The organism is Winogradskyella sp. (assembly GCF_028289625.1).
In the GTDB taxonomy this organism is placed as follows: Bacteria; Bacteroidota; Bacteroidia; order Flavobacteriales; family Flavobacteriaceae; genus Winogradskyella.
On the sequence record NZ_JANQOM010000008.1, the window covers coordinates 28,324 to 54,923 of the forward strand.

The 26,600-nt window shown below is 34.7% G+C and carries 28 protein-coding genes; 20 read left to right on the forward strand and 8 right to left on the reverse strand.

Features of this window, described 5'->3' with window-relative positions; genetic code table 11:
* Nucleotides 1-63: 63 nt before the first annotated feature.
* Nucleotides 64-438 carry a DoxX family membrane protein gene (locus tag Q0992_RS01015; RefSeq protein WP_299519382.1) on the forward strand — a complete coding sequence of 125 codons (375 nt, stop codon included), beginning with the start codon at nt 64-66 and terminating at the stop codon, nt 436-438.
* Nucleotides 439-472: 34 nt separating this feature from the next.
* On the opposite strand, the gene Q0992_RS01020 is transcribed toward Q0992_RS01015, so the two are convergent.
* From Q0992_RS01020 to Q0992_RS01040, 5 genes are all read right to left on the reverse strand, one after another.
* Nucleotides 473-991 carry a DUF4136 domain-containing protein gene (locus Q0992_RS01020; RefSeq protein WP_299519383.1) on the reverse strand — a complete coding sequence of 173 codons (519 nt, stop codon included), beginning with the start codon at nt 989-991 and terminating at the stop codon, nt 473-475.
* Nucleotides 992-1,042: 51 nt separating this feature from the next.
* Nucleotides 1,043-1,213 (reverse strand): ion channel, encoded by a 171-nt coding sequence (locus tag Q0992_RS01025; protein WP_299519384.1) that lies wholly within the window; start codon nt 1,211-1,213, stop codon nt 1,043-1,045.
* 3 nt (nt 1,214-1,216) lie between these two features.
* Complete coding sequence (locus tag Q0992_RS01030) at nt 1,217-1,351, reverse strand: hypothetical protein (RefSeq protein ID WP_299519386.1); 135 nt, start codon at nt 1,349-1,351, stop codon at nt 1,217-1,219.
* A gap of 11 nt (nt 1,352-1,362) precedes the next feature.
* On the reverse strand, nt 1,363-2,361 hold the full coding sequence (gene obgE, locus Q0992_RS01035) for a GTPase ObgE (RefSeq protein WP_299519388.1): 999 nt from the start codon (nt 2,359-2,361) through the stop codon (nt 1,363-1,365).
* A gap of 84 nt (nt 2,362-2,445) precedes the next feature.
* Nucleotides 2,446-3,555 carry an adenylate kinase gene (locus Q0992_RS01040; protein WP_299519448.1) on the reverse strand — a complete coding sequence of 370 codons (1,110 nt, stop codon included), beginning with the start codon at nt 3,553-3,555 and terminating at the stop codon, nt 2,446-2,448.
* Between the two features lie 153 nt (nt 3,556-3,708).
* Here Q0992_RS01040 and Q0992_RS01045 point away from each other — a divergent pair, with 153 nt between their 5' ends.
* The 10 genes from Q0992_RS01045 to Q0992_RS01090 all read left to right on the forward strand — a co-directional run bounded on the left by Q0992_RS01045 (nt 3,709) and on the right by Q0992_RS01090 (nt 11,509).
* Nucleotides 3,709-4,863: a 5-(carboxyamino)imidazole ribonucleotide synthase gene (locus Q0992_RS01045; protein ID WP_299519390.1), complete on the forward strand. Its 1,155-nt coding sequence runs from the start codon at nt 3,709-3,711 to the stop codon at nt 4,861-4,863.
* A gap of 5 nt (nt 4,864-4,868) precedes the next feature.
* On the forward strand, nt 4,869-5,348 hold the full coding sequence (gene purE, locus Q0992_RS01050; RefSeq protein WP_299519393.1) for a 5-(carboxyamino)imidazole ribonucleotide mutase: 480 nt from the start codon (nt 4,869-4,871) through the stop codon (nt 5,346-5,348).
* A gap of 189 nt (nt 5,349-5,537) precedes the next feature.
* A complete protein-coding gene (locus Q0992_RS01055) occupies nt 5,538-7,571 on the forward strand; it encodes a M3 family metallopeptidase (RefSeq protein ID WP_299519395.1) in 2,034 nt (677 codons plus the stop codon).
* Between the two features lie 26 nt (nt 7,572-7,597).
* Nucleotides 7,598-8,377 carry a hypothetical protein gene (locus Q0992_RS01060; RefSeq protein ID WP_299519398.1) on the forward strand — a complete coding sequence of 260 codons (780 nt, stop codon included), beginning with the start codon at nt 7,598-7,600 and terminating at the stop codon, nt 8,375-8,377.
* A 47-nt stretch (nt 8,378-8,424) separates the two neighbouring features.
* Nucleotides 8,425-8,928, forward strand: a complete 504-nt coding sequence (locus Q0992_RS01065) for a MarR family transcriptional regulator (RefSeq protein WP_299519401.1) — start codon at nt 8,425-8,427, stop codon at nt 8,926-8,928.
* Nucleotides 8,929-9,037: 109 nt separating this feature from the next.
* A complete protein-coding gene (locus Q0992_RS01070; protein WP_299519403.1) occupies nt 9,038-9,334 on the forward strand; it encodes a hypothetical protein in 297 nt (98 codons plus the stop codon).
* 6 nt (nt 9,335-9,340) lie between these two features.
* A complete protein-coding gene (locus tag Q0992_RS01075) occupies nt 9,341-9,727 on the forward strand; it encodes a hypothetical protein (protein ID WP_299519405.1) in 387 nt (128 codons plus the stop codon).
* Between the two features lie 17 nt (nt 9,728-9,744).
* A complete protein-coding gene (locus tag Q0992_RS01080) occupies nt 9,745-10,626 on the forward strand; it encodes a cyclopropane-fatty-acyl-phospholipid synthase family protein (RefSeq protein WP_299519408.1) in 882 nt (293 codons plus the stop codon).
* A 66-nt stretch (nt 10,627-10,692) separates the two neighbouring features.
* Nucleotides 10,693-11,247: a sigma-70 family RNA polymerase sigma factor gene (locus tag Q0992_RS01085; protein ID WP_299519410.1), complete on the forward strand. Its 555-nt coding sequence runs from the start codon at nt 10,693-10,695 to the stop codon at nt 11,245-11,247.
* A 4-nt stretch (nt 11,248-11,251) separates the two neighbouring features.
* Nucleotides 11,252-11,509, forward strand: a complete 258-nt coding sequence (locus Q0992_RS01090) for a hypothetical protein (RefSeq protein WP_299519413.1) — start codon at nt 11,252-11,254, stop codon at nt 11,507-11,509.
* Here the strand turns inward: Q0992_RS01090 and Q0992_RS01095 are convergent.
* Nucleotides 11,492-12,244 carry a hypothetical protein gene (locus Q0992_RS01095; protein WP_299519415.1) on the reverse strand — a complete coding sequence of 251 codons (753 nt, stop codon included), beginning with the start codon at nt 12,242-12,244 and terminating at the stop codon, nt 11,492-11,494. The genes Q0992_RS01090 and Q0992_RS01095 overlap by 18 nt on opposite strands.
* Nucleotides 12,245-12,447: 203 nt before the next feature.
* On the opposite strand from Q0992_RS01095, the gene gcvP reads away from it, so the two are divergent.
* The 4 genes from gcvP to Q0992_RS01115 all read left to right on the forward strand — a co-directional run bounded on the left by gcvP (nt 12,448) and on the right by Q0992_RS01115 (nt 17,935).
* Nucleotides 12,448-15,297, forward strand: coding sequence for an aminomethyl-transferring glycine dehydrogenase (gene gcvP / locus Q0992_RS01100; protein ID WP_299519417.1), 2,850 nt, complete (start codon nt 12,448-12,450; stop codon nt 15,295-15,297).
* 106 nt (nt 15,298-15,403) lie between these two features.
* Entirely contained in the window at nt 15,404-16,462 is a 1,059-nt protein-coding gene (locus tag Q0992_RS01105; protein ID WP_299519420.1) for a 3-oxoacyl-ACP synthase III family protein, read from the forward strand.
* A gap of 34 nt (nt 16,463-16,496) precedes the next feature.
* On the forward strand, nt 16,497-17,024 hold the full coding sequence (locus tag Q0992_RS01110) for a methyltransferase (protein ID WP_299519423.1): 528 nt from the start codon (nt 16,497-16,499) through the stop codon (nt 17,022-17,024).
* Between the two features lie 62 nt (nt 17,025-17,086).
* Nucleotides 17,087-17,935 carry a glycosyltransferase family 2 protein gene (locus Q0992_RS01115; RefSeq protein ID WP_299519484.1) on the forward strand — a complete coding sequence of 283 codons (849 nt, stop codon included), beginning with the start codon at nt 17,087-17,089 and terminating at the stop codon, nt 17,933-17,935.
* A gap of 3 nt (nt 17,936-17,938) precedes the next feature.
* Here Q0992_RS01115 and Q0992_RS01120 read toward each other — a convergent pair whose 3' ends face one another.
* Together Q0992_RS01120 and Q0992_RS01125 are read right to left on the reverse strand one after the other, a co-directional pair.
* Nucleotides 17,939-18,733 carry a tetratricopeptide repeat protein gene (locus tag Q0992_RS01120; protein WP_299519426.1) on the reverse strand — a complete coding sequence of 265 codons (795 nt, stop codon included), beginning with the start codon at nt 18,731-18,733 and terminating at the stop codon, nt 17,939-17,941.
* Nucleotides 18,730-19,293, reverse strand: a complete 564-nt coding sequence (locus tag Q0992_RS01125) for a sigma-70 family RNA polymerase sigma factor (protein WP_299519429.1) — start codon at nt 19,291-19,293, stop codon at nt 18,730-18,732. The genes Q0992_RS01120 and Q0992_RS01125 overlap by 4 nt, the downstream gene beginning before the upstream one ends.
* A gap of 84 nt (nt 19,294-19,377) precedes the next feature.
* On the opposite strand from Q0992_RS01125, the gene Q0992_RS01130 reads away from it, so the two are divergent.
* The 5 genes from Q0992_RS01130 to Q0992_RS01150 form a co-directional block, all read left to right on the forward strand.
* On the forward strand, nt 19,378-19,821 hold the full coding sequence (locus Q0992_RS01130) for a hypothetical protein (RefSeq protein ID WP_299519431.1): 444 nt from the start codon (nt 19,378-19,380) through the stop codon (nt 19,819-19,821).
* A gap of 49 nt (nt 19,822-19,870) precedes the next feature.
* Nucleotides 19,871-22,510, forward strand: a complete 2,640-nt coding sequence (locus tag Q0992_RS01135; protein ID WP_299519434.1) for a CHAT domain-containing protein — start codon at nt 19,871-19,873, stop codon at nt 22,508-22,510.
* 53 nt (nt 22,511-22,563) lie between these two features.
* Entirely contained in the window at nt 22,564-24,192 is a 1,629-nt protein-coding gene (locus Q0992_RS01140; protein ID WP_299519436.1) for a vitamin K epoxide reductase family protein, read from the forward strand.
* Between the two features lie 113 nt (nt 24,193-24,305).
* The gene (locus Q0992_RS01145) at nt 24,306-24,494 is read left to right on the forward strand and encodes a hypothetical protein (RefSeq protein ID WP_299519438.1); all 189 of its coding nucleotides are present in this window, start codon (nt 24,306-24,308) and stop codon (nt 24,492-24,494) included.
* A gap of 77 nt (nt 24,495-24,571) precedes the next feature.
* A partial coding sequence (locus Q0992_RS01150; RefSeq protein ID WP_299519441.1) for a peptidase domain-containing ABC transporter occupies nt 24,572-26,600 on the forward strand: 2,029 nt, incomplete at its 3' end.

The window sequence follows — 26,600 nt, forward strand, 5'->3', positions numbered from 1 at the left end:
CTTATAGCTAGTTTAAAAGGATATTTTCTATCTTTATTAAACTAACTAATAAAATTTATCATTATGAATGCAACAGTTTTTAAGGTTATCCGAATCGTTTTTGGAATCCTATTGGTGATTTTTGGGTCCAATAAATTTTTGAATTTTATGCTAGCACCTGACGACATTCCAGAGCAAGTTATGAATTATATGACTGCATTATCAACCACTAAGACTTTAGTATTGGTTGGACTTGTAGAGGTCCTAGCAGGATTAGCTTTTATATTTAATAAATATGGTGGCTTATTGGCTATTATATTAATGAGTGTATCTATAAATGCAGTTTTATTCCATATATTTTTAGGTCCAGCAGATATTGCTGGCGCAGCAGTTCTTTTGATTTTGAATATTGTAATGCTCTTTGGTTACAAGGACAAATACAAGGATTTATTAAGTTAAAAAACTATAAAGAGGTCGCCCATAGCGATCTCTTTTATTTTGGAGGATAACCAGAAAATATTTTCTCTACCAATTTTACAAAAGCCTCTTCTCGCTTTTCAGGTGAAGCTTTTGGCTTATAGGTGCTTTCACTAACAGCCTGCCAAAACAGTCTTTCGTTTTGTTTTTTATCCACAAAATCAACGACAAGTTCTCTGGTATTTTGATTACTACTTAAAGGAAAACCGACCGAAACGCCTCCTCCAACATTTCCCCCAGTACCACCAGCTCCTACTCCAATATTAGAGTTATTTCTGTTTTGAATATCCTGACTTTGGATATCAATAAAAAAATCGGGATTATCAGAACGTGTCAATCCCATTGTAGATAGTTTGGCATCTATGGCTCTAATGATTCGCTTAGTATCTAACTGGCTCAGCCCAGTTTGCATATCATCAAAATAATTGTACGTTTTGTACTTGGTGAAATCAGTCGATTCCTCATAATCATAGTTAACTACAGTACCACAAGACGTTACAATCAAGGCCAATAAAATAAATCTGAAGGCTTTCATACTTTTTCTTTTAAAGATATTAAAAAATGGAAAAGTGAAGAAGAACTTTAACTATTCACCCCCAGAATCTGTCTCAACGACTTTGGTCAAGGATGACAAAATAATACCTGTTGAAATAGCTACAATTGCTAAGCCGATAAGTAAAATGAAAAATGTAAACACCCGACCACTAGTCGTAATTGGATATACATCACCATAGCCTACAGTAGCCAGCGTCACCATAGACTACTTTAAATTTGGAAGGGTCTCTACCGAAAAGCCAATAACAGGTAAAACGATTAAAAACTGAATAAAAAAAGCAAAACTCTTACTGAGTTGATTATCGTTATACTCTACTATATTCTTGATAGTTTGCTTCATATGGCTAGGATTTAGTCATTCAGCATTTTCCATAATTTATCTTTTAATTCCGTAAGGCCTTGTTGGGCTACAGAAGAGATAAACATATACTCACATTCTAAATCTTTATCTAAAATAGTAGAAATCTCAGACTTTAACTCATCATCTAACATATCCGATTTTGAAATGACCACAAAACGCTCCTTATCTAACATCATTGGGTTATAACGTCTTAATTCATCAACCAAAACTTCATATTGCTCTACGATATCTTTAGCATCAGCTGGAATTAAAAACAATAAGATAGAGTTGCGTTCTATGTGCCTTAAGAAGTAATATCCTAAACCTTTTCCCTCTGCAGCACCTTCAATGATTCCTGGAATATCAGCCATAACAAACGATTGATAATCGCGATATTGTACAATCCCTAAATTAGGTTTTAAGGTTGTGAATTCATAATCGGCAATCTTAGGTTTTGCAGAGGTTAAAACAGATAATAGTGTTGATTTTCCTGCATTAGGAAAGCCCACCAAGCCAACATCTGCTAAGACTTTGAGTTCTATAGTGATATTCTTTTCTTCTAAGGGAATTCCTGGTTGTGCATACCTAGGAGTTTGATTTGTAGCGCTTTTAAAATGCCAATTACCTCGACCACCTTTACCTCCTTCGGCTACTATCTTTTCTTCCTCATCTTCAGTGATTTCAAACAAGGTGTTTCCGGTATCAGTATCCTTAACAACTGTGCCTAGAGGCACTTCGATAATAGCATCTTTACCATCAGCTCCCGTACTTCTTCCAGAACTGCCATGCTCTCCGTGACCAGCCTTGATGTGTCGTTTAAACTTTAGGTGAACTAAGGTCCAAAGGTTAGAATTACCTCTTATAATGACATGACCTCCACGACCACCATCACCACCATCAGGACCTCCCTTGGCAATATACTTTTCGCGATGTAAATGTGCAGAGCCCTTACCTCCATTACCAGAAGCCACGTGCATTTTCACATAATCAACAAAATTTCCTTCAGTCATGTTTTGTCATTCCTGCGAAAGCAGGAATCTCAGTTTTTTGAAGTTGTTGTATATCAGATTCCTGCTTTCGCAGGAATGGCAGTTTTAGAGTTTATCAATCACGCCACTTAAACGGACTGTAATCTCTTCGATGCTCCCAACACCATCAACACCAAAATATTTACCCTGCTCAGAATAGTAGTCTTTCAGTACAGCCGTTTTATCGTAATATTCCTTAATACGATTTCTAATGATATTCTCATCAGCATCATCAGGTCTTCCACTAGTTTCACCACGTTTTAGCAAACGTTCAACCAAGACCTCATCATCAACTTCAAGAGCAACCATTGCATTAATCTGAGAATCTTTGCTATCCATTAACTCATCAAGTGCTTTTGCCTGCGCATCTGTTCTTGGGAAACCATCAAATATAAAACCATTGGCATCAGAATTCTTTTCAACTTCTTTATTCAACATGTCAATGGTTACTTGGTCTGGCACCAGTTCTCCCTTGTCCATGTAGGACTTAGCCAACATACCTAAGGCAGTTTCATTTTTAATGTTGTATCGAAATACATCACCCGTAGAGATGTGTATTAAATCGTATTTTTCCTTTAAGAAATTAGCTTGAGTTCCTTTCCCTGCACCTGGAGGTCCAAATAGCACAATGTTTGTCATATGTTGTGTGGTTTTTAATTGATATACGCTTGGCAAATCCCTTCCAAGGCCTTTGTAGTCCAATCCATAACCAACGATGAATTTGTTCGGAATTTCTTTACCTATATAATGAAGTTTAAAGTCCTTATCATAGGCTTCAGGCTTATAAAATAAGGTAGCAATAAGAAGCTGCTTTACATTTTCGTTTTTAAAAATACGGTGTACTTCCCCAAGTGTATTGCCAGAATCTATGATATCTTCTAAAATAACAACTGTTCTTCCTGTTAAATCCTGTGTAAGTCCAATCAGTCTTTGGATATCTTCTGTGGACTTCACCCCTTCATAAGACGCTAGCTTTATAAAGGTGACTTCGCAGGGTTTGGGGTACTTTTTCACAAAGTCGCTCACAAACATAAATGAGCCATTTAAAATCCCAATAAAAACTGGCATTTCATCCCCTAAATCCAAGACTATCTCATCGACCATTTGCTGCACAGCTTCATCTATCTCTTGCTCAGAGATAAAAGGTTTAAAGTATAAATCGTGAAGCTTAATAATCATCTTATTATTTTAGAAATGCAAAGATAATGAATTGATTGACGAATGTTGATTTTTGATTTATGAATTTGGAAGTATCTGCCTTAATTAACGTATTTTTGCATGAAATCAATGTTGAATTTTTAAAGATTTCCACTATCGTGGAAAGTAAAAATGAATTACTTCTCTTCTGACTTTAAACTCGGTATTCTTGGTGGTGGCCAATTAGGCAAAATGATCTTATACAGCACACGTAAGTTTGATATTTATACCTGCGTTATCGACCCAAGCAAAGATGCGCCAGCAAGATTAGCTTGCGATGAATTTACCGTTGGTGATATACTAGATTATGACACCGTGGTTAGTTTCGGGAAGAAAGTCGATATACTCACTATAGAAATTGAAAATGTAAATGTAGATGCCTTAGAAACGCTTGAAAATGAAGGGACAAAAGTATATCCCTCTGCAAAGACCTTAAAAACCATACAGAATAAGGCACAGCAAAAGTTATTCTATCGCGATCATAACATACCTACAGCTGATTTTTCGCGTTTTGCGCATACTTCTGAAATTAATGATGCCGTAGAAAATGGAGGATTGAGCTATCCTTTTGTGTGGAAAAGTGCCCGATTTGGATACGACGGACAGGGTGTTAAAGTGGTAAGACGCTATACGGATTTAGTAGATTTACCTAATGTGGAATGCATTGCAGAAGATCTTATTCCATTTAAGAATGAATTGGCAGTAATCGTCGCGAGAAATGCCAAAGGACATTTAAAAACCTACCCAGTAGTTGAAATGGAATTTCACCCTGAAGCCAATCAAGTGGAGTATGTGATTTGTCCCGCTAGAATCCCAGAAGACATAGCAAAAAAAGCAGAATTAGTAGCCTTAAAAACGGCAGCAGCTTTTGAGCATGTTGGGTTATTGGCTGTAGAAATGTTTCAAACCGAAGACGATAATATTTTAGTTAACGAAGTAGCTCCAAGACCACATAATTCTGGTCATTACAGTATTGAGGCCAGTTACACCAGTCAGTTTGAACAGCATTTGAGATGTATTCTCGGATTACCACTAGGAAATACAGAAAGTAAGGTTGCTGGAGTCATGGTTAATTTAGTGGGAGCTGAAGACCATACTGGCAATGTGCTCTATAAGAATATTGAAGAGATTATGGCAATGGATGGTGTGACACCTCATATTTATGGAAAAAAACAAACCAGACCTTTCCGGAAAATGGGTCATGTGACCATAGTAAATAAAGATATAGCAATGGCACGTAAAATTGCAGAACAAGTAAAACGAACAATTGAAGTAATCAGTAAATAAATTGTATGAGTAAGGTTGGAGTTATTATGGGAAGTAAAAGCGATTTGCCAGTAATGCAAGACGCTATTGACATTTTAAAAGGGTTTGATATAGAGGTTGAAGTCGATATTGTTTCAGCACATCGCACTCCTGATAAATTATTTGATTATGGTAAGAATGCGCACTCAAGAAACATTAAGGTTATTATCGCTGGCGCAGGTGGAGCTGCCCATTTACCAGGGATGGTAGCATCATTATCTCCCCTCCCAGTAATTGGTGTTCCAGTAAAAAGCAGCAATTCCATAGATGGCTGGGATTCTGTACTATCTATTCTGCAAATGCCTGGCGGAGTTCCTGTCGCAACAGTTGCATTAAATGGCGCCAAAAATGCTGGAATCTTAGCCGCTCAGATTTTAGGAAGTTCTGATCAATGTATTTTAGATAAAATTGTGGTTTATAAAGAAGGTTTAAAAGCAAAAGTCATCGACTCCGCCAAAGATCTATAAAAAAAGCCTTGACATGATGTCAAGGCTTCCTTTGCTATTAACCAATCCTTCGGAACAAAAAATTTTGTTCAAAAAGATGACGCAAAAATAACCAAAACTTAACAAATAACAAGATATTTTTTATCATAAAATCAAGTTAAAATTCACATTATCAATACAATACGTAAGAAAATATAGACGGATTAAAAAATGACAATTCTTAATAAAACCTTTGTAACACCTTACAATACTGCACCTTTTTCAAAAATAAAAAACGAAGATTTTCTTCCTGCATTTAAGACAGCTATCGACAGAGCAAAAGCAGAAATTGAAACAATTACAAATAACGACGAGATACCATCTTTTAAAAATACTATTGAAGCATTAGACTATTCTGGTGAAGAATTGGATCGGGTTTCGAGTATTTTTTTCAACTTAAATTCGGCCGAAACTAATGATGAGATTCAAAAAATTGCACAAGACGTCTCTCCACTTCTTTCAGAATTCAGTAATGACATTACACTGAATGAGGACTTATTTAGACGCGTAAAAATAGTTTACGATTCGAAAGCCAGTTTACATCTAACAACCGAACAAGAAACACTGTTAAATAAAAAATATAAAAGCTTTTCAAGAAACGGAGCTAATTTACCCGAAGATAAGAAAGAACGATTGAGAGCGATTGACAAAGAATTAAGTCAATTAAAACTAAAGTTTGGCGAGCACATTCTGGCTGAAACCAACACGTTTGAAATGCACTTAACTGATGAGTCCGACTTGTCTGGTTTGCCCGAAGGTGCAAAAGAAGCCGCTAAACAGCTTGCTGAAAGTAAAAGGAAAGCGGGTTGGTTAATTACCTTGGATTACCCGAGTTATATTCCGTTTATGACCTATGCCGATAATAGACAACTAAGGGAACGATTATCTAAAGCCTTTGGGAGCAAAGGGTTTAAAAATGATGATTTAGACAATCAGGCTATAGTATTGAGAATTGCCAATTTACGATTTGAACGTGCGCAACTTTTAGGTTATAAAACGCATGCTCATTTCGTGTTGGAAGAGCGTATGGCAGAGACTCCAGAAAAGGTGAACATATTCCTCAACGAATTATTGAAAAAAGCCAAACCAGCCGCTGAAGAAGAATTTAAAAATTTGGAAGCCTTCGCCAAGGATTTAGACAACATTGACCAATTGCAAAAATGGGATTCGGCTTACTACTCTGAAAAGTTGAAGCAAAAACTATTCAACTTAGATGATGAACAACTTAAGCCTTATTTCAAATTAGAGAATGTTATTAATGGTGCATTTACAGTTGCGGAAAAATTGTTCGGCTTACGATTTGAGGAAGTTCACACCATTGATAAATACCATGAAGATGTACTCACTTATAAAGTTGTTGACACTAACGATGAGTTAGTTTCTATTTTTTACGCTGACTTTTTTCCAAGAGCTGGAAAACGCAATGGTGCGTGGATGACTTCATTTAAGCCCCAAATGATTAAGAGTGGAGTTAACGAAAGACCTCATGTATCTATAGTCTGCAATTTTACCAAACCAACTAAAAGCAAACCATCATTGCTTACGTTTAATGAGGTCACTACGCTATTCCATGAGTTTGGCCATGCGCTTCATGGCATGCTTGCCAACACCACCTATCCAAGTTTATCTGGTACTAACGTGTATTGGGACTTTGTGGAGTTACCAAGTCAAGTTTTAGAAAACTGGTGTTATGAAGAAGAAACACTTAAGTTATTTGCCACACATTATGAGACTGGAGACCTCATTCCGATGGAACTGATCGAAAAGATAAAGGCATCTGCTACATTTCACGAAGGTATGCAGACCTTACGCCAATTAAGTTTTGGCATGTTAGATATGGCTTGGCATGCTGGCGAATCGCCCGAGACCGTAAAATCAGTCAAATCGTATGAATCTGAGGCTTTTGGTGAAACACAACTTTATCCTGATGTTGCTGAAAACTGTATGAGTACGGCTTTTGCACATATCTTCCAAGGTGGTTACTCTTCTGGGTATTACAGTTATAAATGGGCTGAAGTTTTAGATGCCGATGCCTTTGAATATTTCAAAGAGGAAGGTATTTTTAATAAAACCGTTGCCGAAAAATTTAAAGCTTACATTTTATCCCAAGGAGGTACGGAAAACCCTATGGCTCTGTATAAAAAGTTTAGAGGACAAGAGCCAAAGCCCGAGGCCTTATTGCGACGTGCAGGATTAATAAAATAAGCATCCTGATTTTTCGTTTTAGCTTAATGAAGCTATTGAAAATTTTAGGGCATATATTTATAATAGTCGTTCTTACGGTACTAACGCAAATTGGAGGATTGATTTGGGTAATTGCTTTAGTCATTTCATACTGGCTTAAATGCAAAAAACGTTATACATTTCCGATAACTTATCTTGCTTTTAACCTCATATTAATACCATTAATTGCTCCTTGTTTTGGAAGAGTTCAGTTACCTGTTTTTGATTCCGCAATTAAACCCCAAAGTTATTTCTATGCGTTAGCATTTAGAAATTATGTAACACCAGAGTTAAAGTACAATTTAAAGGATGCCAGTACAGATTTAATGTACTTGGATATCCAAATCAACTATTTGGATGCTAACTTCCCTTTTTTTGATGGATTTCCATTGTTGCCACATTTAAGCCATAATGATGGTAAAAAAGTGGATATTGCCTTTCAATACAAAACAGCCGACGGAAAACCAACAAATAAGAAACCATCGCTATTAGGTTATGGCAACTATGTCAATCTAGAAAATCCAACAAACAATTACTGTAAATCCAAAGGCTTTTGGCAGTATGACATTACAAAATATCTGAACCTTAACATTAATAGTGATTTGGCATTCGATAAAGAAAATACAAAAACACTTATCCAAGGTCTTCTATATCGAACACAAAATGAAAAACTATTTATTGAACCTCATTTAAAAGAAGAATTAGGGTTAAAGAGCTATTCTGAAATTAGGTTTCACGGTTGCCAGGCTGTGAGGCATGACGACCATATACATTTACAGATAAAATAAACTTTCAATAATTATTGAAAATTTAAAAATTATTGTATATTTGTAGCATGGAATATGTAGAAGCAAAAGAAAAATTTATCAGCACTTGGGGAAGCTTGGGTACACTTTGGGGTATTAATAAAGCCATGGCCCAAATCCAAGCCCTGCTGTTTATTTCTACAAAACCATTGTCCATGGAAGATATTATGGAAGAACTTAAAATCTCCCGTGGTAACACGAGTATGAATCTAAGACAGCTTATTAATTGGGGCATTGTCACCAAGGTTTTGGTTTCAGGTGAACGCAAGGAGTTCTTCACCACTGAAAAGGACGTACAAGAACTGGCTCGAACTATAGCAAAAGAACGAAGCCGAAGAGAGATAAAACCGGTGATTAAAGTTTTGGAAGAAGTCTCCTCCATTAAAGATGATGGCACGGAAAACACTAAAGAATTGATAAAGCAAACTAAAGCCTTAAAGGATTTAACAGACGATTTGGATACTTTAATGAACAAACTCGTAAACCAAAAACAAAACTGGTTAACGAAGTCGGTCTTAAAGCTGATGAAATAAAAGTAAATTTTTTTAAACCAAACTTTCAATTTTTTCTGAAATTTTAAAAACATAAATGAGCTACAACTTAATTACATACTTCATATATCTGCCAATTATCTGCTTCATTATGATAAAAATTGGATGGTTAGTTTATAAAAACGGGGAGATTTTCTTACTAAATCTGTTTGATGGCAATATAGATTTAGTAAGAAGCATCAATATGATTTTACTAATTGGATATTACTTAACAAATATTGGCTATGCCATAATAACTATAGCATATTGGGGACATGTTTCAAGTCTTGGTGAAATGGTTGGTTCATTGAGTAAAACTCTAGGTAAAATAATCTTACTACTAGCTGTACTGCATTACAACAATATTTTCTGGCTAAAGCAAATCGAAAAATCAAAACTTTTAAAATAATAAATTATGGAAAATTCTAAAATCATCATCGGTTACATTATTTATCTACCTATAGTTATCATACTTACTATCTACATTTCTAAAATGCTTTTCAAAAATGGTAGAATCTTCATGATAGACATTTTTAAGGGCAAAGAGGATATTGCATTGGCAACAAATAAGTTGTTTGAAATTGGATTTTATTTAATCAACATTGGCTTTGCTCTATACATAATGGAAATATATTACCATAAGCATAGTGAAATGAGCTATCAAACACTAATGGAAATACTGAGTAAAAAAATTGGCGGCTTCACTATTTACTTAGGGATTATGCTATTTCTAAACCTATTCCTATTCTTCAGAGGTAGAGGTATATCTAGAAAGACGTTAATGAAACCCAATCAGCAATAATTCAAAATCAATACATAATGAAAACACAAAGTATACCCTACACTAATTACAAAGAACAGAACCGAATAGACATGGTAGATTTTTATAACGAAGCTACCGAAGATTATGAGTTTTGGAGTAACGATTACAACATGCATTTTGGTTACTTCATCCCCTTTAAAACCAATCCGTTTAAGCGCGATTCCATGCTTAACCAAATGAATAGACAGGTCATAAAACGACTTCATATAGGTAAAACCAAAAACCGTCTTGTAGATTTGGGTTGTGGTATGGGAGCTACTATGCGCTATGCTTTAAAACACTACAAAAATGTAATGGCTTATGGTGTAACACTATCTAACTTTCAAGTACAGAAAGGGAATGAATTGCTTAAAGGAAAAAATGGCATTATCCTAAAGGAAAACTACAACAACACATCGTTTCAGTCCAATTCTTTTGATTCTGCCTTGGCAATAGAAAGCTTTTGCCACTCGGGTCATGATTATAATTCCTTAAAAGAAATGCACCGAATTCTAAAACCTGGTGGACGCTTTGTAATAGCAGACGCTTTTTTAAAAAAAGACAAAACAAAACTCTGCAAAGGCGGTAAATATGCGTACAATAAATTGTGTAGCCACTGGAATCTGGAAAAATTAGAAACCCATCAATTCATCAAAGCAAAACTAGAGGAATTAGGCTTTATTGGTATCAAAGTTGAAGATGTGTCATTTAGGGTTGCACCTTCGGTACTTCATGTTCCTTTTGCAATTACAGGATTTATACTAAAAAAGCTATTTGGTTTCAACACCATTAAAAGAGAAAGCTTCCATAATCTAAAGGGGTCATTTTACGCACTATTATCTGGCTTGCATATGAAAAGCTTTGGATATTATATGATTAGTGCCACCAAAAGCTCGTAAAATGTAAAAGTCTGTTTTAGAAGTTAATATTTTATCCTATTTTTGATGAAGCAATGAGATGTATTAATGGCTGACCATAAAATAGACCCTAATAACTGGATTAATTTATATTCAGACTACCTGTTTAACTATACGATTTCTAGAGTTAGTGATAGGGAAATGGCACAGGATTTAGTTTCAGAAACTTTTTTGGCAGGACTTAAATCCATGGCTAATTTTAAAGGTGAAGCCAGCGAACGCACTTGGTTAATCTCTATCCTTAAACGCAAGATTATCGACTACTATCGCAAAATAAATTCTAACAAAGGTAAAGCCGAAGTTAGAATGAGTTATAATAGCGATACTGAAGCTGAAGGTGATTGGCTTGAAGAACGCGTCGCCGATCCGTTTGATAAAACGGCCGAAGATAAAATAGAAAACTCTGAATTGGGTGATGCCATATATGATTGTATGGGTAAATTACCAGAGAAACAAGCTGAAGTTTTTAAGATGAAAACGATTTTAGGTTACGATACAGAAACGATTTGTAATGAATTAGAAATAACTGCGTCTAACCTTTGGGTAATCATCCATAGAGCAAGGACAGCTCTGGCGGATTGCATGGAAAAAAATTGGTTTTAATACAATGAAAAAAAGTCTTTTATTTATAAGTTGTGAGGAAGCACAACATATTTGCGACAAAAGGCAATATGGTGAAGCTACTGGCTGGGAGCGTGTTAAATTAGGCATCAGACTCTCTTGGTGTCGTATTACTCAGGCTTATGTTAATAGAAATAATAAGTTAACCGAAGTGATACAAAAAGCCGATGTGGATTGCTTAAACAATGATGAGCGTAGTAAGCTTAAACAGCAATTCGAGGAAGAGCTAGCCAAGCATCAATAGTATTGCCAACCACAGTATTGGCACACTTTCCACCCAAAATGCACTGTAATATTTTGATTGGTTTTTGTTTGAAAACAGCAAAAACAAAAGTGATACAAATAGGATAATCACTGTCGAAATTATGGCATCATAATCTATGTCATCCTTAAAATATTCCAAGAAAAAAAATATCAATAGTAAAAACACTCCAATGGTCTTAGTTTTTTTGATGCCAATTCTTTGGGGTACAGTTGCTAGTTTTATACTGTCATAATTAAGATCTCTAATTTCGAACGGCAAGGTCAAAACTATAACGAGCACAAATCGTTGGATAAAAGTAATGACTGTATCTGAATTGATACTTACTTCAACCTCAATTAACGGAAGAGATACTGTAGTAAAAGCCCAAACCAAGGCAATGACATAAATCTTCAGGCCACTTATTTGCCTTAGATTCTTCTGTTCGTCTCTAAAATAGCGTATCGGCACCAAAGGAATAGCATATAAAAATGTAATAAGCCCAAATATTGATAAATATACAAGCGAATTGACGCTTAGTTCAATCGCATAGTAACACATCGCAATAAAGGCCATTAATGAAAATATCTGAATCGTTTTCAGCCAACCAGCCAATCGCCTATGATGAAACTTGGTGATACCAAAATACTTTATGAAGTTATAAGCTGTTATCGTAGCAAAAAACACAAAATAAAGCACATCTCTAGAATAAGCCAATTCAAATTGGAGTAACGTCACCCAAGTGAAAGAATAAACAGCAAGTGCAACATGTATACTACTATTTATATAAAAATTAAGTAAACGCTTTAAAATCCCCATTAAACAAAAATAATCAATGTGTTAATAACACGTATTTTCGGTTAAAAACTTTAGTTTACATTAACTAAAAACAGAGGCTATTTCCGTATTTTTGCATATCAAAAAAATTAGCTGATTTTAGAATGGACACAACCTCTTTTGCACTTAGACATATTGGCCCGAATTCAGACGAAGAAAAAGCCATGTTAAATACTATCGGTGTTACCAGTATTGAACAACTAGTTTCTGAAACTATACCTGCTGGTATTCGTCTCAAAAAGGATTTAGATTTGGATGCTGCTATGAGCGAGCAAGATTATCTTGATCATATCTATAAATTGTCGCAACTCAACAAAGTTTACAAATCATATATAGGCTTAGGATACCACCCTTCAAATTTACCAGCTGTAATACAGCGCAATATTTTAGAAAACCCTGGTTGGTATACGGCGTATACGCCTTATCAGGCCGAGATTGCACAAGGACGTTTAGAAGCCCTTTTAAATTTTCAGACCATGGTGATTGACCTTACCGGAATGGAAATTGCCAATGCCTCGTTATTGGATGAAAGTACTGCAGCAGCAGAGGCCATGGGTTTATTATTTGCGGTTAGGGATAGAGCTCAAAAAAAAGCAGGCGTTAATAAGTTCTTTGTTTCAGATTTAGTCTTGCCGCAGACGATTGCTTTATTAAAAACTAGAGCAACTCCTATAGGAGTAGAATTAGTAATTGGTAACGAATCGCAATTCAATCTTACTGAAGAATTTTTTGGTGCACTTTTACAATATCCAGGCAAAAATGGTCAGATTACTGATATTAAGTCCTTCATAGAAAAAGCCAACGCTTCAAACATTAAAGTGGCAGTAGCAGCAGACATTCTAAGTCTTATTAAGCTTGAAGCACCTGGTAAATTTGGAGCAGATGTGGTTGTTGGTACAACGCAACGTTTTGGTATTCCAATGGGTTACGGTGGCCCTCATGCGGCTTATTTTGCCACCAAAGAAGCCTATAAACGTGATGTCCCAGGAAGGATTATTGGAGTTACTAAAGACGCCAATGGCAATAGAGCGTTGCGTATGGCATTACAGACCAGAGAACAACATATAAAACGCGACAAAGCAACTTCAAACATATGTACTGCACAAGTACTATTAGCCGTAATGGCAGGTATGTATGCTGTTTATCACGGTCCAAAAGGTTTAACCTTTATCGCTGATAAAGTAAAAAACACGACCTCAACCCTATCCAATGCTCTTGAAGATTTAGGTTTAGAACAAGTCAATACACATTATTTTGATACGATTCAAATCAAAGCTAATGCGGTTAAGGTAAAATACGAAGCTGAAAAAAAAGAAGTAAACTTTTATTATCCCGATAAGGATACAGTCACCATTTCAATTAACGAAACTACAACAGTTTCAGATTTAAATGAAATCATTGCAATTTTTGAAACTGTCATAGGACAAAAAACAAATACTATTGTTTCGATTTCGGAGGCAGATACAATTCCGGAAGGATTGAAACGCCAAACGGACTTTTTAAGCTTTGATGTGTTTGATTCCTACCATTCCGAGACCGAATTAATGCGTTACATCAAAAGATTAGAGCGTAAAGATTTGGCCTTAAACCACTCCATGATATCTCTTGGTTCTTGTACCATGAAACTTAATGCGGCCGCGGAGATGTTACCCTTGAGTTGGAGCAGCTGGGGAAATATGCATCCTTTTGCACCCGAAGAACAAGCCGCAGGTTACCAATTTATGTTAAAGGCTTTAGAGGATCAATTGACAGAAATTACAGGTTTTGCAGCGACATCCTTGCAACCAAATTCTGGCGCCCAAGGAGAGTTTGCTGGTCTTATGGTGATAAGGGCTTATCACGAATCTCGTGGTGACCATCATAGAAATATTTGTTTAATCCCTTCTTCTGCACACGGCACCAATCCTGCAAGTGCAGTTATGGCTGGTATGAAAGTTGTTGTTACCAAAGCCTCAGAAGATGGAAACATTGATGTTGATGATTTAAAGGAAAAGGCCGAACTGCACAAAGATAATCTTGCTGCATTAATGGTCACCTACCCTTCTACCCATGGTGTTTATGAATCTGCGATTAAAGATATAACGCAAATTATTCATGATAATGGCGGACAAGTCTATATGGATGGAGCTAATATGAATGCCCAAGTTGGTTTGACCAACCCAGGAAATATTGGTGCAGACGTGTGCCACCTTAACTTACATAAAACATTTGCCATTCCACATGGTGGAGGCGGACCTGGCGTTGGTCCTATTTGTGTGGCTAAACAATTAGTGCCTTTCCTTCCTGGAAACCCAATAATAAAGACTGGTGGACATCAAGCCATATCGGCAATTTCAGCAGCACCATTTGGTTCTTCATTAGCTTGTATTATTTCATATGGTTATATCAAAATGCTTGGTGCTGGTGGATTAAAAAAAGCTACTGAAGTCGCCATCCTTAATGCTAATTATATCAAAGAGCGCTTAGAAGGTTATTATGACACGCTTTACACTGGCGAAAATGGACGTGCAGCACACGAAATGATTATAGACTGTCGTGATTTTAAAGCAAAAGGTATTGAAGTATCTGATATTGCCAAACGTTTGATGGACTATGGCTTCCATGCGCCAACTGTTTCGTTTCCTGTTGCTGGTACAATGATGATAGAGCCTACAGAAAGTGAGAGTAAAGCAGAAATGGATCGTTTTTGCGATGCTTTAATTTCCATTAGAGCAGAAATTGATAAAGCCACAAAAGAAGAGACAAACAATGTATTGAAGAATGCACCTCATACTATGGATATGCTAACTTCCGACGAATGGTTACTACCATATACGAGACAAGAAGCTGCGTTTCCTTTAGATTATATAAGGGACAATAAGTTTTGGCCAAGTGTAAGACGAGTAGATGATGCTTATGGCGATAGAAATCTGATTTGTAGTTGTGCGCCTATTGAACAATATATTGAAGCCTAGATAAGTGGTTGAACATCGTAAAACAACATCTATTTTTCGTCTTATATAATTAAATATGGTTACATTGGCGTTTCTGTATATAACATTATTTTAGAACCCCACGTTTATGAACATTAAAATAACAGGAACAGGTAGCTATATCCCTAAAAGTATAGAAAAAAATGAAGATTTTCATCAACACATATTTCTTAACAGCGACGGCTCCTCAATAGATTATCCTAGTGAAGTCATCGTAGAAAAGTTTAAAGCTATTACTGGCATTGTTGAGAGACGTTATGTAGACGACCAATTAGTTGCTTCGGATATTGGTTTTCTTGCCGCACAAAAAGCAATAGATGATGCTAATGCTAATCCCGAAGAGATTGATTATATCATATGTTCCCATAATTTTGGAGACGTTAAGGCCAATACTATTCAGAGTGACATATTACCGTGTTTAGCATCGCGTATTAAGCATAGACTGAGAATAAAAAATCCGAAATGTGTAGCTTATGATATTCTCTTTGGCTGTCCAGGATGGGTAGAAGGCGTTATACAAGCCAAAGCTTTTATAAAAGCCGGAATGGCAAAACGATGTTTAGTTATCGGAGCTGAAACATTATCGCGTGTAGTTGATAAACACGATAGGGATTCTATGATTTATTCTGATGGTGCAGGTGCTAGTATTGTTGAGATTTCTGACGATGATAGTGGTATATTAGCGCATGAGTCAGCATCTTTCACCTACGATGAGGCCTATTACTTATTCTTTGGAAATTCAAACAATAAAGATTTATGTCCCGATACGCGCTACATAAAAATGCATGGTCGAAAAATTTATGAATTTGCGTTGACCAATGTAGCTCAAGCCATGAAGGATTGTTTAGATAAAAGTGGTGTGGATATATCAGAAGTAAAAAAGGTATTAATCCATCAGGCCAACGAAAAAATGGACGAAGCCATTATTAAACGTTTTTACAGATTATTCAAAGCCCAAGCACCTGAAGATATTATGCCAATGAGCATCCACAAACTAGGTAATAGCTCTGTTGCCACGGTACCAACCCTTTTTGATTTAATTAGAAACAATCAGCTTGATAAACACCAAATCAACAAAGGTGATATTATTATATTTGCAAGTGTAGGTGCTGGTATGCATCTCAATGCGATTGTTTACCGATATTAATCATAAGATTTTCCGATTTTCTCGGATAACAACTATGTACGAGAAAACCTTCCCAAATAAGCGCTTTAGATTAACCCTAGAGTTTCTTAAAAAACATGTAGACCCATCAGAATCTATTCTGGATTTAGGCGTTAAAAATCCTTTTTCAGAGATTTTGATTTCTGAAGGTTATAAGGTTGAAAACACTAAAGGTGAAGATTTGGACGAGAACCGCTCTACAATAGAAAACTCAAATGCCAAGGTCGTAACAGCCTTAGAAATATTTGAGCATCTTTTATCGCCTTATGAAGTTTTAAAATCGATAAAAGCCAATAAGTTAGTGATTAGTGTACCTTTAAAATTATGGTTTGCTTCTGCTTATAAGAATGAATATGATAAGTGGGACAGGCATTACCATGAATTTGAAGATTGGCAACTGGATTGGCTATTAGAAAAAACGGGATGGACCATAAAAGATCGTGCTAAATGGACGAATCCTGTAAAAAAACTTGGTATTAGACCAATTCTAAGACAATTTACTAATCGTTATTACATAGTTTACGCTGAAAGAAATCCCAAATAACAATCTCTAAACAACAAATTGCGATTGGATTTATTTAGTTTTGGAACTTGGAATTAAAGATTTTGAACTTTTATATCATCATCCCAGCACATAATGAAGCCACCTTTATTGGGCAAACACTGGAATCTTTGGTTGGGCAAACCTTGTTACCTAAACAACTTGTGGTTGTCAATGATAATTCTACTGATAATACCCAAAGTATTGTCGAAGATTACCAAGCCAGGTTTAATTGGATATCCTTGGTAAATACCAGTTCTTCAGAACAACATTTACCAGGATCTAAAATCATCAATGCATTTAATAAAGGCTTAGACATTTTAGATGATCAATATGATATCATTTGTAAGTTTGATGCTGATCTTATTTTTCCAAAAAATTACCTAGAGCAAATCGCGGATCATTTTAAAACCAATCCAAAATTAGGTATGGCCGCCGGCTTTTGCTACATCAAAAAAAACGGTGTCTGGATTTTAGAAAACTTAACGCGTAAGGATCATATTCGAGGAGCTCTAAAGGCCTACCGAAAAGCTTGTTTTGAGCAAATCGGACAATTAAAACCTTCGATGGGTTGGGATACGGTTGATGAACTCTTGGCAAAATACCATGGTTGGGAGATTTTAACGGATGAGTCACTACATGTTAATCACCTTAAACCTACCAGTGAATCCTATAACAAAGCTTCAAAATATTTACAGGGAGAAGCCATGTACAAAATGCGCTATGGCTTTTGGATTACATTGCTATCGGCTTTAAAACTAGCCTATAAAAAACGAAGTCTTCATCTATTTAGAGATTATATAAAAGGCTATTTTAAGGCCAAATCCAATAATGTTGAATTCTTGGTTTCTAAAGAAGAGGGACAATTTATAAGACAACTGCGTTGGAATGGAATCTTTAATAAACTGAAATAAAACCTAATTCAATTCAGCAAGTAAGGCTCTGGCTTTTTCCGAATTAAATAATCGGTCAACCACTATTTTATTTAAAACTTCCTTGGTCTCCTCTACTCTGTCCTGCTTTAGATACAAAAGGGCTTTATACCAATAGCCTTTTTTGGAATCCAACAGGTCACTGTTAATCAAGTCCTCAAAAGTTTTCTCAGCAGCACTGTATTCCCCTAATTCTATTTGAGAAATCCCTAAGTACAAAAAAACATTACCTTCAAATTCAGAAGCGCCTAATTGCTCTTGAAAAATGATTAAGGCCTCTTTGTACTTTTTATCCTCAAACAACTGTTGGGCTTTAGGTAACTCACCGCTGTCATGAGCTCTAGAAGCAAAAGAGGGCAAATCGTTAAGTTCAATATATTCGTTATATAATTCCTGACTTGAGGGGTTATGATTAAAGAAAAATTGAACCCCTAGGAAAACTACAATAGAAGCTGCTGCCAGATAATAGTATATTGTTTTTGATTTTGTTTTTTTCTGATTGGAATTATTGAATCTGGTATTAACTTCAGTCAGCGTTTTTTTTAAATTTTGTACATCTTCGCCCTCAAGAATTTCTTTATAGGCATCAATTTCTACTCCATCTACATTAGAAAAACTCCATCTATCTTCATTCAACGCATCAAAAAGTTGCTTTTCTAGATTATATTGTTCCTTAAATACAGCATCTGACGCCAATCTATCCAAAAAAGCTTTTTGATCCGCCTCGGGAAGTGCACCTCTAAGGTATTTTTCTATTAATATGTCGTCTTCTATACTCATATATTGGTGAGTTCTCTATAACGAACATCCTTTCTAATCAATTCTTTCAATTTATTTTTGCACTTAAAAACACGTTGTCTCGCAACAGTTTCAGAATTATAATGCAATTTTTCTACGATTTTTGCATAGGATACTTTCTCAAAAAAAAGCTTAAGTATAACTCTACAATTATCAGAAATTTTATCTAAGCACTCTGTAAAGAGCTCCCAGCGTTTTTGTTCAACAATAGCTCTTGCAATATCCTCATCATCGTCCTTAAGTTCTACTATTGTCAAATTTGTTACCTCTTTCTTGGACTTATTCAACTCGCGGCGCCATAAATTTTTGCAAACCGTAAACAAATAGGCTTCAAAACTGGTATTAATGACAAATCTTTCTTTTTTATAACGCACCACTAATTGCAGTAATGCCTTTTGGAAAATATCTTCAGCATCCTCCTTTTGTCCATTATTATTTGCAATGAAGCTTAAGACTTTGCGAAACGACCCTTCATAAATATTCTTCACTACTGTCTCATTATTACTTATTAATCCTTCTAAAAAAAAACTTGGGTCGTTCATGTAAGTTAAATTTAATAGAAAAATGATTTTGATGGGTAACAAATATATATTTTTATGTACAAAATGGTAAAAACAATATTTATTATGACAACAAAACCATTTAAGATTTTTAGCTTATTAGTTATCACTTTAGTACTAAGCTGTTCCGTTAACGAACTACAGGATAAGACTGACTTAGAAACCGATGATTCTTATAACCTTACTGCAAAATCTATAAATACTTCTAATTTTATTAGTATTACTTTCCACGACTATGCATCTCAACAAGATATTGACGATGCAATAAGTACCTTAAACCCAATAAATCACTTTACCTGTGCAAATAACCCAAACATTATTGTAATGCGATTTGATCAATTATTTCCTGTTAATGGGAATGGTCGCGGAAGTGGGTCTGGTTGTGGTTCTTGTAGCAGTGCGGACGGTAGTGGCGGATCAAGTAGCAATAACGATGAGGATCCAATTATAAAAAGTATCGGAAGTATTATAAGTATTCAGAGCTATAGAGTAGGTATTTGGTGCAACTAATTCTTAAGAATTGAATTATTCGATAAAAGTATTCCTAACATTTTGCTTTATGTCTGTCTCTTTATTGAAACTTACAAGCCAGGTAAAGACTTCAGACATAAAGCTTTTTGATAGTATATCTTCTAAACTTTATAAAGAAAACAAATTTGATAGTCTTGCTAAATTCGCTCATGATAAATCCATTGAGTTTTACAAAAGAAAAGACTTTACTAGTGCTATTAAATATGCAGAAATAGAGGTTGCCATTGGACTTAGAAGCCTAGACAGTGTAGCATACAAAAACGCTTTATTTAATTTAGGACTATTTTATTTAAGAAATAAGAACTATTATCAATCCGTTGCTACGCATCAAAAAGTAATCGACAGTTTTGATATTGATAAAAAAACATTTCAGTCCTATTGTGAGCTGGGTCGTTTATATAGAAGATTAGGTGACTTTCACCAAGCTGTGTCTTATTTTGAGAAAGGTATCTCAGAGCCAACGTATTTTGCAGAAAAAGAGCTAATAATTAATTATTCTAACCTCTTGGATGTCTACGATACTTACAATACCAATATTGATGGATTTTTAGAAAAGAAACTGAACCTTCTCAAAAAAGTAGACGCATTAATCAGGTCAATTAAACTTGATGATTTTAGGGTAACCAATAATGAGATTAATTTCGGAAATTATTACAGCAATGAAGAAGTCTTAGATATTCAAAAAGCAAAATTTCATTTCGATAGAGCATTAGAAAGAGCTAAGAGTGTTAACGATACTTCTAAAATGGCTTTAATTAATAACAATTTAGGTTATTTGTATAATTTAGCCAATAACGACAGTAGTCTATTGTATATAAAAAGAGGCATTAAATTATCCCATCCTAATGACCCTATCCTAATAAAATTATACACAAATTTAAGCGAATATTACTACCGTAAGGATAATATTGACCTGGCTATTAAAGCCAATCATAAAGAATTATCCTTATTACTCCCTGAGTATTTAGACCTAAATGCCAAGTCAATGCCGAGTCTGGAGACTATCACTTTATCACAAGACAAAACCCATACCGTTTTCACATTGAAGAATAGAGCTTTATTCCTTGTTGAAAAATATAAATCTTCAAATCAAATAAAAGACATAAAGCTTGCAAAAGAAACTGTAATCTTAGCCGATCACTTAATTGACAATATCAAAAAGGAAAGTATTGCCATTAAAAATAAGTTATTCTGGCAACAAGAAGCTTCTCAAATTTACATGTTGGCTATAAGAGTCAGCTATATATTAAATGATATAGAAACGGCTTTCTATTTTATGGAAAAAAAGAAAGCGGTTTTGCTATTAGACAATTTAACCGAAAAGGAGCTACGCAAACAGTTAAAAATACCTGATAGTGTATTGGAAAAAGAATTTATCATAAAACAATCTATTTCTGATATAGAAAACAAAATTTATTATTCCGACAAAACCAAATTAGACTCTTTATCTAAAATTCTTAATTCGCTTAAAATTAAACATACTGAATTCTTAAAAAAGCTCAAAAATAAATACAGCGACTATTATGACTCTAAAGTAACCAATCAAATCATTAACCTAAAAAATGTTCAAGAGAATCTAGAGCATGATAACGTTATTTTAGAATATGTATTGGATAGTTCAGGTGGCTATCTAATGACTATAAGCAGAAATAGTATCGGTTTTTTTAATTTTGGAGATACTGAAGAATTAACAAAAAAAATTAGTGAATTTAACAGCACCATATCACAGCCTTTTACAACCACAGAGCAAAAGTCAAACTTTAATAAAATTGCCTATTCACTTTACAATGAACTTATACCTGTTTCTTTAGAAAATGCTAAAAAACTTATTATTATTCCAGATTACAACTTACAAGTACTTTCTTTTGAAGCACTTAAAACCAGTGATAATGACAAAGATTATCTTATTAAAAGGCACGAAATATCATATGCATATTCATTAACCTTTTCAAACAAAAATAGTAAAGCCAAAGAAAATTATAAATCAGACATTACTGCTTTTGCACCTGTGACTTTTAATAACGGTCTTGCCGAACTGAATAATACAAGAAATGAAATATCAAAACTGAAACAACTATTAAACGGTGATTTCTATTTGAATGACCAAGCAAATAAAGATAATTTTTTAAACAATATTTCCAACTCTCAAATTATCCATTTAGCTACACATGCCAACGCAAACGATTCTATTTCGCCATGGATAGCTTTACAAAATGAAAAAATTTATTTGAACGAACTTTATAATATTCAAAGCAACGCTCAACTTGTCACATTGAGTGCTTGTAATACAGCTAGTGGTCAAATAAAAGAGGGAGAAGGTATATTTAGCTTAGCGAGGGGATTTTTTCATTCTGGTTCAAAAAGTGTTGCTAGTACATTATGGAATGTAAACGATAAATCCACATCTCTTATAATTGAAGAGTTTTATAAAAACCTAAACCAAGGTCAAACCAAATCTGAGGCGCTTAGAAACTCAAAACTCAGCTATTTAGAGAAAAATTCACTGAGTAACGCCTCACCTTATTACTGGGCTTCTTTTGTGTTGATAGGCGATACAAACACTGTTAGCCTTGATAACAGCTATTTCTTTTATTATTACCTAACCATTATCATCTTACTAATCATCATCACTTTATACTTTACAAATAAAAAAAAGCGAGGCATTTAGGGTAACAATATTGAAATTCTGGAACATTAGAGAAAATAAAAGAATTCTCTACTATGAAGGACGCATTAAGTTTTCTTATTCAGCAATTACTCAAAGCCCATAAAATATCAATAGATTTTGAAGAATTGGATTTTCAGATTCAAAGTCATCCTACTTATCCAAGCTTACATGCTGTAACTGGCGTCTTAGATCATTTTAATATAGAAAATCTTGCTTTGGATGTACCTAATACGCTAAAAACTTTTCATCAGTTGCCAAATACATTTTTAGCCCAAATAGAAGTTAATTCTCTTAAACAATTGGTTGTTGTTACAAAAACTAAAAATGCTTGTAAAATAACCATCAGCGAAAAAGAAAGGAAAACCTTATCCCAATCCGAGTTTTTAAATCAATTTACAGGGATTTTATTAGCTGTTGAAAAGGATAATACCGCCAAGTCAAAATCGAGTGAACCAACATTAAATCCAAATATAATTAAAGGCTTAACTGTTGGAGCTCTTTTAGTATTTGCCGTTATGTTGGCCCTATCGCAACCCAATATAATTGACCTTAGTTTTCTATGCTTATCAATATTAGGAATTTACATCTCCATTAGTATTTTAAAGCAAGAACAAGGAGAAAGCAATATTCTAGGTAATGCGTTTTGCTCTAACCCAAGCGAAAAAAAGAGCTGTGATGCAATCCTTAAATCTAAAGCGTCCACAATATACAAGAACTTAAAGCTTAGTGATTTGAGCGTTATTTATTTTACAGGGCTTGCTCTGGCTATCTCTTTTTTAACCTTGAGCAATAGAACCATCTTTATCCCTAAGCTCATAAGCTTAATAGCCCTGCCTATAACTATTTACTCAATTTACTTTCAATCTATGGTAATGAAAAAGTGGTGCTTTTTATGTTTGAGTATCCTAGCGGTTATGTGGTGCCAAGCTTTTATCACAGCATTTAACTTTCAGTCCTCATATAGTATTCAAGCCATATTGATAGCTATCCTAGCATTTTCTCTTACTGCGATACTTTGGTTAGTGGGTTCAAAACTTTTAAAAGATAATAAGGCACTTAAAAAAGTTAAGGTAAGTTATCATAAACTAAAGCGAAACTTTGAGCTACTTAGTGCAAAACTAGACACATCAAAAACAATCAACACTTATATAAAATTCACAGAGGAAATAATTTTTGGAAATAATAATAGTAAGTTAAACATCGTATTTATAACCAACCCATTATGCGGACACTGTAAGCCTGTGCATAAAACCATTGAGCAGATATTAAACACTTATCCTAAATCAGCAAAACTGACGGTAAGATTTAATATCAATCCAACGAACCCTGGAAATACAGCAGTTAAAATTGCCCTAAGGCTTTTAGAAATATATAATATCGAAGGCATTGAAACCTGTTTAGAGGCAATGCATGAAATCTATGGTGATTCTAAACCAGATGATTGGTTGGATGAATGGAATGAATGCTCAAGGCCAAAAATGTATTTACCAATTCTCGAAAATCAATATAATTGGTGCTCTCAACACAGCATCAATTTTACGCCTGAGATTCTAATTAGTGGTAAAGCTTATCCAAAAATGTTTGATCGCAACGACCTTATCTATTTTATAGAAAACCTAGAGGAACTATCAGAGATCAATAATCCAAATATACCTTTTGTAAACGCAAAAAATATACAATAACAAGGCCCTAAAAAGGGCTTTGTATTGAACAGTATTCTCTCGCGAAGAATAGACACAAAAAGTAAGTGTCTTTAACTGTTCACTGCAAATGTAATTTTTATAAATAATTTATTATGAAAAATTTAAAAAATTTGGGAAATGTCCTAAGTGCAGCAGAAATGAAGAATATCAATGGCTCTTGGGGAGGCAACCCAACATGTATGGAACCTTATTATGTTAATCAATTTGGAAGATTTGCCCACCGAATCCATGGTGGTTGTGTCAATAATCCAAACGACTTTAGCTATTTATGGAATTGGTAAAACCAATGCTATACTAGCTTAATTATTGAGCCTCTACAATTAGAGGTTCAATTTTAGAATTACATAACCTCTTATACTTGAAAAAGAAATTCCCAACATACAAACAAACAGAAGCCAAGGACTGCGGTCCAACCTGCATTAAAATTATTGCCAAACATTACGGCAAGACCATAAATACTCAAGAGCTAAGACAACTGAGCGAAACCACAAGAGAAGGCAGTAGCTTAATGGGTATAAGTGATGCCGCCGAATCCATAGGATTTCGTTCCCTAGGTATAAAGCTGGCTTTTAATAAGCTGTTGGAAGCACCCTTACCTTCTATCGTCCATTGGAATAAAAACCATTACGTCGTTGTTTACAAGATTAAAAACGATACTGTTTATGTTTCTGACCCAGCACATGGCTTAATTACCTACGGTAAACAAGAATTCTTGAAGCATTGGATAGGCAACAATGTCAATGAAAACACCGAAGAGGGCATTGCCTTAATTGTAGAACCCACACCAAAATTCTATACATCTGAATTTGAGGATAATGAGGACTTTGGTTTTGGCTTTATTTTTAAATACCTATATAAGTACAAAAAATTTATAGTTCAGTTAATCATTGGATTAGTAGCTGGTAGTTTACTTCAGCTTGTACTTCCATTTTTAACCCAGAGTATTGTTGATGTAGGAATTCAAAATCAAGATTTAAACTTTGTGTACCTCATTCTATTTGCCCAATTAGCGTTATTTATCGGTAAGGCATCTTTAGAGATTATAAGAAGCTGGATACTTCTACATCTTAGTACTCGGATAAATATTTCTTTAATCTCGGACTTTTTTATAAAATTGATGAAACTGCCTATTTCTTATTTTGATGTGAGAATGACTGGTGATTTGTTGCAGCGAATCAATGACCATAAGCGTATAGAGCGAATCCTTACTACCTCATCATTAACAATCATATTCTCATTTTTCAACCTCGTTGTCTTTAGCCTTGTATTGGCATATTATAGCCTACAAATATTTGGAGTTTTTATACTTGGTAGTATTCTGTACATAATTTGGGTATTATTTTTCTTCAAAAAGCGTAAAGAACTAGATTATAAACGCTTTTCTCAAGTTAGTGAAGAACAAAGTAAAGTCATTGAACTTATTAATGGCATGCAGGAAATTAAGTTGCACAATGCAGAACGGCGCATGCGTTGGAACTGGGAATACGTCCAAGCTAAACTCTTTAAAATTGCTTCAAAAAATCTTGCTTTGGAACAAACACAAAGCGTAGGTTCAAATTTTATAAATGAACTCAAAAATATGTTCATTACCATACTATCTGCAACTTTGGTTATTGAAGGCGATATCACTCTTGGAATGATGATGGCCATAAGTTATATGGTGGGACAACTCAATGGGCCTATTATTCAGCTTATTTCTTTTTTAAGAGAGGTGCAAGATGCCAAAATCTCTATTGAGCGTCTTGGTGAAATTCATGACATGGAGGATGAAGAAAACCCTGAAGACCATAAAATCACTACAATCCCAGAAAATAAAGACATACAGCTAAACAATGTATCGTTTAGGTATACAGGTGGCTTAGAACCGGTTATAAAAAACCTCTCCTTAACCATACCTTCAAATAAAACAACTGCAATTGTAGGTTCGAGCGGCAGCGGCAAAACAACCTTAATGAAACTATTGTTAAGATTTTATGATGTTGATCAAGGAGATATACATATAGGACCCTTTAATATCAACAATATATCCCAAAGAACCTGGAGAGCCAACTGTGGAGTAGTAATGCAAGAAGGTTACATCTTTAATGACACTATTGCCAATAATATTGCAGTTGGCGAGGATTATATAGATATAGACCGATTAAAGCATGCCATAGATGTTGCCAACATTTCAGATTACATTGACCAATTACCATTAAGTTATAACACTAAAATAGGAAGTGAAGGTACGGGTTTAAGCACTGGTCAAAAACAAAGACTACTTATTGCTAGATCCGTTTATAAAAACCCCAAGTTTCTATTCTTTGATGAAGCTACCTCTGCACTAGATGCTAATAATGAAAAGACCATTATGGAAAATCTCAATACGTTTTTTGAGAATAAGACAG